Raw genomic sequence first — 12,161 nt, forward strand, 5'->3', positions numbered from 1 at the left:
AAACATTTATCTCAACATTCGACCACAGCAATGGTCAGTATATCCATCATTGTGAGATACCAAAATGAAAAAAACCTCGTTAATGTTAAGCGCTCTGGCGCTTAGTCTTGGCATGGCACTGACCCCTGTGAGTGCTTTCGCTGCGGAGACATCCTCTTCCGTTTCATCTTCCCCAAGCCAGCCGTTGCCAAGCCTTGCCCCCATGCTGGAGAAGGTGATGCCTTCCGTTGTGAGCATCAGCGTGGAAGGCAGTACAACGGTCAAAACGCCGCGTATGCCGCAGCAGTTCCAGCAATTTTTTGGCGATAATTCGCCTTTCTGTCAGGACGGTTCTCCGTTCATGGGCTCGCCGCTGTGCCAGGGCGCGGGCGGGAGCGGCGGCGGTGCGCCTGCAGGCCCGGATACCCAGCAGCAAAAATTCAGAGCGCTGGGTTCTGGCGTGATCATTAACGCAGAAAAAGGCTATGTGGTAACCAACAACCATGTGGTCAACGATGCGACGAAAATTCAGGTCAAACTGAGCGATGGTCGTAGCTACGACGCCAAAGTCATCGGCAAAGATCCCAGCTCGGATATAGCGCTGATTCAGCTGGAAGGCGCGAAAAATCTGACCGCCATTAAAATGGCTGACTCCGATAATTTGCGCGTTGGCGATTATACCGTAGCAATCGGTAACCCCTATGGTCTGGGCGAAACCGTAACCTCGGGCATCGTTTCGGCGTTGGGGCGCAGTGGTCTCAACGTTGAAAACTACGAAAACTTTATCCAGACCGATGCCGCGATTAACCGCGGTAACTCGGGTGGCGCGCTGGTGAACCTCAACGGTGAGCTGATTGGTATTAACACCGCGATTCTGGCCCCAGACGGCGGCAACATTGGTATTGGTTTTGCCATCCCCAGCAACATGGTGAAAAACCTGACCGCACAGATGGTGGAGTATGGTCAGGTGAAACGCGGTGAGCTGGGTATCATGGGAACAGAGCTCAACTCTGAACTGGCTAAAGCGATGAAGGTCGATGCGCAGCGCGGCGCCTTTGTTAGTCAGGTCGTGCCCAATTCCGCGGCAGCGAAAGGCGGTATTAAAGCGGGTGACGTGATCGTTTCTATGAACGGCAAGCCGCTCACCAGCTTTGCCTCGCTGCGCGCTGAAGTCGGCTCTTTACCGGTAGGCACGACGCTGAAGCTGGGCCTGCTGCGTGATGGCAAACCGCTGGATGTCTCCGTGCAGCTGCAGCAGAGCACCCAGGACAAAGTGCAGTCCGCTACGATTTACACCGGCATTGAAGGTGCAGATCTGAGTAATAACGCAGGCAAAGAGAAAGGCGTGCGGGTCGATAGCGTGAAAGCGGGCAGTGCGGCGGCAAGAGTGGGTCTGAAAAAAGGCGACCTGATTCTTGGCGTCAACCAGCAGCCGGTGACCAACTTAGGGGAACTACGCAAGATCCTCGATACCAAACCACCGGTGCTGGCGCTGAATGTGCAACGTGGCGACACATCGCTCTACCTGCTGATGCAGTAATCACTGCTTGATGCTTATCAGGCGGACTTCGGTCCGCCTTTTTTATGGCACAGATCACAAATGTGATGCCTGCCGCATTTCTGCCAAAGCCGGCGCGGCTATGGGCGAATGCATAATGTTCTCCGCGTGTCACACGGCTATTCTGTCCTTCCTCTCATATGACTCAGGAGATAAGGATGGCTACCTGTCATCTCGACGCGCGGCTGGCGCAGGAAATTGTTGCGCGCACCATGAAAATCATTGATGGCAATGTCAACGTGATGGATGCGCGTGGGCGAATCATTGGCAGTGGTGACAGGGAGCGCATCGGGGAGTTGCATGAGGGCGCGCTGTTGGTGTTGTCTCAGGGGCGCATCGTGGATATCGACGATGCTGTGGCAAAACATCTGCACGGCGTGCGGCCAGGCATCAATCTTCCGCTACGTATTGACGGGGCGATCGTAGGCGTCATTGGCCTGACAGGCGAGCCGGGCGCACTGCGTCACTATGGCGAATTAGTCTGTATGGCGGCAGAGATGATGCTGGAGCAGGCCCGGCTATTACATATGCTGGCTCAGGACAGCCGACTGCGTGAAGAGCTGGTGCTCAACCTGATAAGAAGTGATGCGCTGACGCCACAGCTGACAGAGTGGGCACAGCGCCTGGGTATCGATCTTAATCAGCCCCGCGTGGTGGCAGTGATCGAAGTCGACAGCGGGCAGTTAGGCGTGGACAGCGCCATGTCTGAATTACAGCAGCTGCAAACCTTACTCACCACCCCCGTTCGGGATAACCTGATAGCCATTGTGTCGCTAACCGAAATGGTCGTACTGAAACCGGCATTAAACACACACGGACGTTACGACCGTCACGATCATCGCAAGCGGGTTGAGCAACTGATGCAGCGAATGAACGAAAGCGGTCATCTGCGCATGCGTATTGCGCTGGGCAACTTCTTTACCGGTCCGGGCAGCATCGCCCGCTCTTACCGCACTGCGCGCACCACCATGGCCGTTGGAAAGCAGCGCATGCCAGACGTCCGCAGCTATTTTTATCAGGATCTGATGCTGCCGGTATTACTGGACAGTTTACGCGGTGGCTGGCAGGCGAACGAGCTGGCACGTCCGCTGGAAAAACTGAAAAGCATGGACAGCAACGGTTTACTGCGCCGGACCTTAAGCGCCTGGTTCAGCAATAACGTCCAGCCCGGCGCAACATCACGCGCGCTGTTTATTCATCGTAATACGCTGGAGTATCGACTGAATCGGATCGCTGAGTTAACCGGACTGAACCTTGGTCATTTTGACGATCGATTACTGCTGTATATTGCGTTACAGCTGGATGAGCAGGGCTGATGACGCTGCTTATGAAACCATGAGGACGCCCGATGCGTATATTGCCCGCCATAGTTTGCCTGCTAATCGTTACGTTTACCTGCCAGGCACGGCCTGACAGCCTGATTTTTCTCTCTACTGATGCCCTGATGAATACCCGGCAGGCTTTGCAGAATCATCAGGCGAGCACACTGACGGAACAGGCCTGGCGTCAGCTGCAACATCAGGCAGAAAAGGCGCTCAGCCAGCCCGATCCCAGCGTGATGGATAAGGGGCTGATGCCGCCCAGCGGATCGCGGCATGACTATCTGAGCCTGAGCGCCTACTGGTGGCCGGACGGAAAGCAGAAAACGGGGTTGCCCTGGATTCGTCGGGATGGTGAGATTAATCCCGACACGAAAAATAACCAAACCGACGGCGTGCGGCTGGCGCGCTTTAGCGCAGATGTACAGACACTCTCGCTGGCCTGGTTCTTTTCTGGCGATGCACGCTATGCCAGCAAAGCACAATCGATGATCCGCCACTGGTTTATCGATCCTGCCAGCCGTATGAATCCAAACCTGAATTATGCCCAGGGGATTCCAGGCAGGACGCCTGGCCGTCATGATGGCGTACTGGATGGGCGCTATTTTGCGACCCGCATTGTTGATGCGCTGGTGCTGTTGCGCCAGTCACCCGGCTGGCGCGACAGCGACGAGGCGGCGTTACATCGCTGGTTCAGTGACTATCTTAGCTGGCTGCAGACCAGCCAGCTGGCGCAACAGGAGCGGGATGCCCCAAATAATCATGGCAGCTGGTACAGCGTACAGGTTGCCGGTATTGCCGCTTACCTGGGCAAAAACACGGTGATCGCTGATATGTCGGCGCTGGCCAAACGAAAAATTGATGGGCAAATACAGAAAGAGGGGACTCAGCCACTTGAGCTGGCGCGAACCCGCTCCTTTCATTACAGCGTCTTTAATTTGCAGGCGCTAACCGCTATCGCGGCGTTAGCTTCTCAGCGTGGGCTGGACGATCTCTGGCACTATCAAAACAAGCAGGGTGGCTCGCTACTGGCGGCGCTGGATTATATGGCGCCCTTTAGCGATCCATCACGCCGCTGGCCGTGGAAAACCCGCGAACGCCAAAGCGAGCGGTTAATCCCCTTACTGCTGTTGGCTGACGTCACACTTAAGTCAGAACGTTACCAATCCTGGATTGATCGTCCTGAATGGCGTACCGGCTCAGCAGAGGTGCTACGTGATGTGGTGTTACTCAGGCGATAGCCGCGCAGATTGCCAATAAAAAAGGCCAGACGCGTCAAGTGAATCACACTTAATGCGGCTGGCCTGATGTAAATCTGAAATAATTAACGGCCGCTGCGGGTCAGTTTTTCCAGATCGGATTCAATTTCGGCGATTTTATGGGAAACGACGCCTTCAAGATGACGCAGATCATCAAGGATTTTACGTTTCAGATCGACTTCCACCTGATCGCGCTGGCAGATCTGGTCCAGTTCATCGATCACATAACGCAGGTTCGGGCTGATTTCCTGCACTTCGCGATAGCCTTGTGACGCGTTATCAGCAACGACGGTCTTGCGCTGGCGAGGATATTTAAATTTCACGCTTTTGGCGAAAAATTCACCTTTATCTTTGCGGAAATAAATTTTCAAAATATCGTTATTCGCTTCCTGACGCAGGCTGTAGCGATCGATATCGTCAGGGTTACTAATGCCTAAGCTCTTAATATTGTCATACATAATTATTTTCCACCAAATGATAGGCGCGCAGAATTGTTCATGACTTAATGACTATAGACATAAATAACATGAATCAGTGCGCAACAGGATTTAACTGGCGCGAATTATGACCTGGATGAAAAGTAAACGCACCTGTTGGTTCGTGTAGAAAAACAACATTACCCGTAACAGCTGTAAACAAAAGATGACGGGCTGCCGTACAGCCCGTCCGACAGATTAGTCGATCGTACGCAGCAGTTCATTGATGCCGGTTTTCGCCAGCGTTTTCGCATCAACTTTTTTCACAATGACTGCGCAGTAAAGGCTGTAGCGGCCATCTTTAGACGGCAGGTTACCGGATACCACGACCGAGCCGGCAGGCACGCGACCGTAGTGGATTTCGCCGGTTTCGCGGTCATAAATTTTGGTGCTCTGACCGATATAAACACCCATTGAAATCACGGAGCCTTCTTCAACGATCACGCCTTCAACGATTTCAGAACGTGCGCCAATAAAGCAGTTATCTTCAATGATGGTGGGGTTGGCCTGCAGCGGCTCGAGTACGCCACCGATTCCTACACCACCGGATAAATGTACGTTTTTACCAATCTGTGCACAGGAACCGACGGTTGCCCAGGTATCAACCATTGTGCCTTCGTCCACAAAGGCGCCGATGTTCACGTAGGAAGGCATCAGAACCGTGTTGCGCGCAATAAAAGCCCCTTTGCGAACGGCAGCGGGCGGCACCACGCGGAAGCCGGCTTCTTTGAAGCGCGCATCGTCCCAGTCGGCAAACTTCATTGGCACTTTGTCGTAAAAACGGGTTTCAGCCCCTTCCATCACCTGATTGTCATTAATGCGGAAAGAGAGCAGAACGGCTTTTTTCAGCCACTGATGCGTTACCCATTCGCCGTCGATTTTTTCAGAAACGCGCAGTTCACCACTGTCCAGTTTGGCGATAACCTGATTAATCGCCTCGCGGGTTTCAGTATCCACACTGGTCGGGGTGATGTCAGCGCGACGTTCGAAGGCAGATTCAATAACACTCTGTAACTGTTGCATATTTTTTCCTGATCTGTCATTTGTGGTGCCAGCCAGTGACCGGCACGGGTAAAAAGTTGATGTTCACAAATTGAAGCGGGTCACACTTTATCGTTTGGATTAAGGGCTTCTGTCAACCGTTGTTGCAACGTCTGACGCATTTCCTCATCCAGTGCCTTGCGTTCGCTATTGGCTAAAATAAACAAATCTTCCACGCGCTCGCCAATGGTGCTGATGCGCGCACCATGCAGAGAGACGCCGAGATCGGCAAACACTTCCCCCACGCGCGCCAGTAAACCGGGCTGATCCAGGGCTACCAGCTCCAGATAACTGCGGCGATCGGTGTGAGTTGGCAGGAAATTCACTTCGGTATCCACGCTAAAGTGCTTAAGCCTGGCGGCCTGACGGCGGGTGCGCGGTGGCACCCACTCTCTCTGGGTTATCGCCTGCTCCAGCGCCTGAATGATCATCGCATGACGATCGGGCGACAGGGGACTGCCATCCGGCTCCAGTACAATAAAGGTATCCATCGCCATGCCATCGCGGCTGGTAAAAATTTGCGCATCATGCACGCTGAGGTTGCGACGATCCAGCTCTCCTGCCACGGCGGCGAACAGGTGCGGGCGATCGGGACTCCAGATAAAAATTTCGGTCCCGCCGCGCGTTGCCTGCGGGCTGACCAGCACCAGCGGTTGATTAAGATCGTGTCCCAGTAAGTGGCGGGCATGCCAGGCAATCTGGTTGGGCGTATGGCGCAGAAAATAGTCGGCGCGACAGCGATTCCAGATGTGATGTAACCGCTCTTCATTGATGTTGTCCATACGCAGCAGCGCCAGCGCCTGCAGGCGGTGATGACGTACGCGTTCCCGCAGATCCGGACTGTTTTCCATGCCGCGACGCAGCTGTTTTTCGGTGGCGAAGAACAACTCTCGCAGCAGACTTTGCTTCCAGCTGTTCCACAGGCTCTCATTGGTGGCGCAGATATCAGCCACCGTCAGGCACACCAGATAACGCAGTCGGTTTTCGTTCTGCATGACCTCGGCGAACTGCTGAATCACCGTGGGGTCCTGAATATCACGACGCTGCGCGGTCACGGACATTAACAGATGATGCCGTACCAGCCATGCGACAAGTTGCGTTTCACGCGAGTTAAGGCCGTGCATCTCGGCGAACTCCAGCGCATCCTGCGCGCCAAGAACAGAGTGATCGCCGTTACGTCCTTTCGCAATGTCATGCAGCAGCGCCGCCATCAGCAGTAACTCTTGCTGAGGCAGGCGCGGCCAGAGTTCAACGCATAAAGGATGTTGTGGACGCGTCGCTTCGTTGGCAAAACTTTCCAGCTTCTGAAGAACCCGAATGGTGTGCTCATCCACGGTATAGGCGTGGAACAGGTCAAACTGCATCTGCCCAACGATCTGACCCCAGAGCGGCGTATAGGCCCAGAGTACGCTATGGCGATGCATCGGAACTAATGCACGACTGACCGCACCGGGATGACGCAGGATCGACATAAACAGACGGCGTGCTTCAGGCAACTGACAGAGCGGCTGCTTAAGATGGCGACGTGTGTGGCGCAGGCGGCGCAGCGTGGTCGAATAGATCCCTTTGATGTTGTCATTGCGCACCATGACGTAAAACATGCGCATTATCGCCTGAGGCTCCCGATCAAACAGCGTTTCATCGCGCAGATCGATCAGGTTACCCCGTAGCTGAAAGTCATCATCAATAGCGCAGGGTTTTTCATTGGTAGAGAGGGCCAGAATGGCTTCATCGAACAACTGCAGCAGCATCTGGTTCAGTTCGCCGATACGACGCGTGACGCGATAAAAATCCTTCATCATGCGTTCAACCGGCTCGTTGCCTTCGCCCTGATACTGAAGGCGCTGGGCAACGCTAAGCTGGCGATCGAACAGTAGCCGGTTGTCATAACGCGGCAGCAACAGATGCAGCGCAAACCGAATCCGCCAGAGAAAGGCCTGGCATTCATTCAGTTCGGCGCGTTCGGCGTCGGTCAGAAAGCCAAAGCCCACCATCTCGTCGAGCGTTGTCGCGCCGAAGTGCCGTCGCGCAACCCACTGTAACGTATGAATATCACGTAAACCGCCCGGGCTGCTTTTAATATCCGGTTCCAGGTTGTAGCTGGTACCGTGATAGCGCGTATGACGCTCTTGTTGCTCTTCAATTTTGGCGGCAAAAAAGCGGGACGACGGCCAGAAGCCATCGCTAAAGACATTTTTCTGCAGTTCGAGGAACAGCGCGACATCACCGGCCAGCATCCGCGCTTCAATCAGGTTGGTCGCCACCGTCAGGTCGGATAAGCCTTCCAACAGGCACTCTTCCAGGCTACGCACGCTGTGGCCCACTTCCAGTTTGAGATCCCACATCAGCGTCAGCAGCGCGCTGGCGCTTTGGGCGGCCTCTTCGTTAAGCGGCTGGCGGCTGAGAATCAATATGTCAATATCGGAAAGCGGGTGAAGCTCACCCCGACCATAACCCCCGACAGCAACCAGAGCGATGGATTTCATGCTGTCGAAGCCAAAGTAACGCCACAGGCGACGCAGAAGGCGATCGATAAACAGGGTTCGGGCATGAATCAGATTCTCTGCCGCCTCACCGCTATCAAAGGCCGCCGCCAGGTGCTGTTGAAAGCACTCCAGGCGCTGCTTGAGTATTTCACGTGATAGCTGATCGTCCTGCCACTCGCCAGGCGAATCATTCAGACCGTTTTTCACTTCTTGCGACAGGCTCATGCAGCGTTCTCATCAGTAACCATAAAAAAACCGGCAGAGCGCCGGCCTTTTATCAGGGGAGGAATTACGCCTGGTTAACTAACACCGCGGGAAGGGTGTCGTCTTTACGCAGGGTTAAAATCTCACAGCCGTTATCCGTCACCACAATAGTATGCTCGTACTGCGCCGACAAGCTGCGATCTTTGGTTTTCACCGTCCAGCCGTCTTTCATGGTACGAATGCGATAATCACCGGCGTTCACCATCGGTTCCACGGTAAAGGTCATGCCGGCCTGCAGGACGACACCGCTGTCGTCTGCATCGTAGTGCAGAACCTGTGGCTCTTCATGAAAGCCCTTGCCGATGCCATGACCGCAGTATTCACGCACCACTGAGAAGTCATTCGCTTCAACATATTTCTGGATAGCGCGGCCCAGCTCGCGCAGGCGAATACCCGGCTTCACCAGACGCAGTGATAAATAAAGGCTTTCCTGAGTCACGCGGCACAGGCGCTCACCCTGGATCGTCGGCTTGCCGACGATAAACATTTTCGAGGTATCGCCGTGGTACTCGTCTTTAATCACGGTCACGTCGATGTTAACGATGTCGCCATCTTTCAACGGACGATCGTCGCTCGGAATACCGTGACAGACCACTTCATTTACCGAGATGCAGACGGATTTCGGAAAACCGTGGTAACCCAGGCAGGCAGAAATCGCCTGCTGATGCTGCGTAATGTGTTCGTGGCAGAGACGATCCAGTTCACCCGTGGTCACGCCAGGCTGCACATGGGGTTCGATCATTTCTAACACTTCGGCGGCGAGGCGGCCAGCGACGCGCATTTTTTCGATTTCTTCGGGGGTTTTAATTGAGATTGCCATTAAATTATTCCGCTGCTGCTGAAATTTTCAGCGATAATGAATGCTGTGCTCTCATGTTAACAGCAAGCCAAAAGGGCTGCCAAACAGAGAACGCACCACAGGCCGTAAGCGAACATTTATTGGCGTCCAAAGCGTGATTGTGGTATAAAGCGCGCCGACGATTCTCTGTATGGCCGTTAAGGTCAGCGGGAAACGCAATAATCTCACTATGTGTAATAAAACACACATGTATCGACACATACGCCGGGGTGCCTTGAAAGAGGTCGGTTGTATGGGATACATGGAGGCCCAACCCCAATTAAACTAGAGGTAGTAATCATGGCAACTGTTTCCATGCGCGATATGCTCAAGGCTGGTGTTCACTTCGGTCACCAGACCCGTTACTGGTGCCCAAAAATGAAGCCATTCATTTTCGGTGCGCGTAACAAAGTTCACATCATCAACCTTGAGAAAACTGTACCAATGTTCAACGACGCTCTGGCTGAGTTGACCAAAATCTCTTCCCGTAAAGGTAAGATTCTGTTCGTTGGTACTAAGCGCGCTGCTGCCGAAGCGATCAAAGAGTCTGCACTGAGCTGCGACCAGTTCTTCGTAAACCACCGCTGGTTGGGTGGCATGCTGACCAACTGGAAAACCGTTCGTCAGTCTATCAAACGTCTGAAAGAGCTTGAGACGCAGTCTCAGGACGGCACTTTCGACAAACTGACCAAGAAAGAAGCGCTGATGCGCGCTCGTGAACTGGCCAAGCTGGAAAACAGCCTGGGCGGTATCAAAGACATGGGCGGTTTGCCGGATGCACTGTTTGTTGTCGATGCTGACCACGAACACATCGCAATCAAAGAAGCAAACAACCTGGGTATCCCAGTATTTGCTATCGTTGATACTAACTCTGATCCAGATGGCGTTGATTACGTTATCCCAGGTAACGACGATGCGATCCGTGCTATCAACCTGTACCTGACTGCCGTTGCGACCACCGTTCGCGAAGGCCGCTCTCAGGATCTGGCTGAGCAGGCTGAAGAAGCGTCTTTAGAAAACGCTTAATTAAGGTTTGCTCTGCATAAGAGCCCTTAGCATTCAGATGTGATCTGTAAGGGGCCAAACATGGCCCCTTTATTTTATCCAAGTCTGTTACGCCCCTGTTCAGGACGGCGGGACAGAGTAAATTTTCCGCAAATAAGTACCTTCTGATGCACTTGTGCTCAGGTACGAACCGAGGATTCTGGAATGGCTGAAATTACCGCTGCATTGGTAAAAGAACTGCGTGAGCGTACTGGCGCAGGCATGATGGACTGCAAAAAAGCGCTGACTGAAGCGAGCGGCGACATCGAGCTGGCGATTGAAAACATGCGTAAGTCTGGCGCAATTAAAGCAGCGAAAAAAGCGGGTAACGTTGCTGCTGATGGCGTAATCAAAACCAAAATCGTTGGTAACTACGGTGTGATTCTGGAAGTGAACTGCCAGACTGACTTCGTAGCAAAAGACGGCGGTTTCCAGGCGTTTGCTGATAAAGTTCTTGACGCTGCTGCGGCTGACCGCATCACCGACGTTGAAGTGCTGAAAGCACAGTTCGAAGAAGAACGTGTTGCCCTGGTTGCTAAAATCGGCGAGAACATCAACATTCGTCGCGTTGCTCTTCTGGAAGGCGAAGAACTGGGCAGCTACCTGCACGGCGCACGTATCGGCGTTCTGGTTTCTGCCAAAGGCGCTAACGAAGATCTGATCAAACAGATCGCAATGCACGTTGCGGCAAGCAAACCTGAGTTTGTTAAGCCAGAAGACGTTTCTGCGGAAGTGGTTGATAAAGAATACCAGGTTCAGCTGGACATCGCGATGCAGTCTGGTAAGCCAAAAGAGATCGCAGAGAAGATGGTTGAAGGCCGTATGAAGAAATTCACCGGTGAAGTCTCTCTGACCGGTCAGGCATTCGTTATCGATCCAAGCAAAACCGTTGGCCAGGCGCTGAAAGAGCAGGGCGCTGACGTAATCAACTTCATCCGCTTTGAAGTGGGCGAAGGCATCGAAAAAGTTGAGACTGATTTTGCTGCTGAAGTTGCAGCAATGTCCAAACAGTCTTAATGATCTGAAAGAACCGCCAGATGGCGGTTCTTTTTTGTCTGCCACAGGCAAAAGATACGTTTTCAGTTTCATCCCAATAGTAATTCTTTTGCTCTAAGCGGATGATTGATCGGAATTACTTCTTATTCATCATATCTTCCAGGACGAATTGACCATGGCGACCAACGCAAAACCTGTTTATCAACGTATCCTGCTAAAACTCAGTGGCGAAGCACTTCAAGGTGCAGAGGGTTTTGGTATCGACGCGAGCGTGCTTGACCGCATGGCTCAGGAAGTCAAAGAACTGGTCGAGCTGGGTATCCAGGTGGGCGTTGTGATTGGCGGCGGTAACCTGTTCCGCGGAGCCGGCCTGGCGCAGGCGGGCATGAACCGCGTTGTGGGTGACCACATGGGGATGCTTGCTACGGTAATGAACGGCCTGGCGATGCGTGATGCACTGCACCGCGCGTACGTCAATGCCCGTCTGATGTCCGCGATTCCCCTCAACGGCGTTTGCGATAACTACAGCTGGGCAGAAGCCATCAGCCTGTTACGTAATAACCGTGTGGTTATCTTTTCTGCGGGTACGGGCAATCCTTTCTTCACGACGGATTCAGCCGCCTGTCTGCGTGGTATTGAAATCGAAGCGGATGTAGTGCTGAAAGCCACGAAAGTTGACGGTGTTTACTCGGCCGACCCGGTGAAGCACCCTGATGCAACGCTGTATGAAAAACTGACTTATGCGGAAGTGCTGGATCAAGAGCTTAAAGTGATGGATCTCGCCGCGTTTACGCTGGCGCGCGATCACAAACTGCCAATCCGCGTTTTCAATATGAACAAACCTGGCGCATTGCGTCGCGTAGTGATGGGTGAAAAAGAAGGTACCCTGATTACGCATTAA

General features: G+C 53.4%; 10 protein-coding genes. 6 read left to right on the plus strand and 4 right to left on the minus strand.

All coding sequences use genetic code 11. The features are described from left to right. The first annotated feature begins 64 nt into the window (after positions 1-64). From degP to DFO57_RS09320, 3 genes are all read left to right on the plus strand, one after another. Positions 65-1,519 carry a serine endoprotease DegP gene (gene degP / locus DFO57_RS09310; RefSeq protein ID WP_013024679.1) on the plus strand — a complete coding sequence of 485 codons (1,455 nt, stop codon included), beginning with the start codon at positions 65-67 and terminating at the stop codon, positions 1,517-1,519. Positions 1,520-1,695: 176 nt separating this feature from the next. Beyond that, on the plus strand, positions 1,696-2,853 hold the full coding sequence (locus tag DFO57_RS09315; RefSeq protein ID WP_014606551.1) for a CdaR family transcriptional regulator: 1,158 nt from the start codon (positions 1,696-1,698) through the stop codon (positions 2,851-2,853). A 32-nt stretch (positions 2,854-2,885) separates the two neighbouring features. Then, complete coding sequence (locus tag DFO57_RS09320; RefSeq protein ID WP_064373230.1) at positions 2,886-4,097, plus strand: alginate lyase family protein; 1,212 nt, start codon at positions 2,886-2,888, stop codon at positions 4,095-4,097. An 83-nt stretch (positions 4,098-4,180) separates the two neighbouring features. Here DFO57_RS09320 and DFO57_RS09325 read toward each other — a convergent pair whose 3' ends face one another. The 4 genes from DFO57_RS09325 to map form a co-directional block, all read right to left on the minus strand. Continuing rightward, positions 4,181-4,573, minus strand: a complete 393-nt coding sequence (locus tag DFO57_RS09325) for a DUF3461 family protein (protein WP_006117754.1) — start codon at positions 4,571-4,573, stop codon at positions 4,181-4,183. 216 nt (positions 4,574-4,789) lie between these two features. Further along, on the minus strand, positions 4,790-5,614 hold the full coding sequence (gene dapD, locus DFO57_RS09330) for a 2,3,4,5-tetrahydropyridine-2,6-dicarboxylate N-succinyltransferase (RefSeq protein WP_013024682.1): 825 nt from the start codon (positions 5,612-5,614) through the stop codon (positions 4,790-4,792). A gap of 80 nt (positions 5,615-5,694) precedes the next feature. Then, a complete protein-coding gene (gene glnD, locus DFO57_RS09335; RefSeq protein ID WP_013024683.1) occupies positions 5,695-8,343 on the minus strand; it encodes a bifunctional uridylyltransferase/uridylyl-removing protein GlnD in 2,649 nt (882 codons plus the stop codon). A gap of 64 nt (positions 8,344-8,407) precedes the next feature. Further along, complete coding sequence (gene map, locus DFO57_RS09340) at positions 8,408-9,202, minus strand: type I methionyl aminopeptidase (RefSeq protein ID WP_013024684.1); 795 nt, start codon at positions 9,200-9,202, stop codon at positions 8,408-8,410. A 318-nt stretch (positions 9,203-9,520) separates the two neighbouring features. Between map and rpsB the strand changes: the two genes are divergently transcribed. The 3 genes from rpsB to pyrH all read left to right on the plus strand — a co-directional run bounded on the left by rpsB (position 9,521) and on the right by pyrH (position 12,161). Beyond that, on the plus strand, positions 9,521-10,246 hold the full coding sequence (gene rpsB, locus DFO57_RS09345) for a 30S ribosomal protein S2 (protein ID WP_014592960.1): 726 nt from the start codon (positions 9,521-9,523) through the stop codon (positions 10,244-10,246). Between the two features lie 183 nt (positions 10,247-10,429). Continuing rightward, positions 10,430-11,281, plus strand: coding sequence for a translation elongation factor Ts (gene tsf, locus DFO57_RS09350; protein ID WP_013024686.1), 852 nt, complete (start codon positions 10,430-10,432; stop codon positions 11,279-11,281). 154 nt (positions 11,282-11,435) lie between these two features. Then, on the plus strand, positions 11,436-12,161 hold the full coding sequence (gene pyrH / locus DFO57_RS09355; protein WP_006117760.1) for a UMP kinase: 726 nt from the start codon (positions 11,436-11,438) through the stop codon (positions 12,159-12,161).

The organism is Pantoea sp. AG702 (assembly GCF_003182295.1).
Taxonomy (GTDB): domain Bacteria; phylum Pseudomonadota; class Gammaproteobacteria; order Enterobacterales; family Enterobacteriaceae; genus Pantoea; species Pantoea ananatis.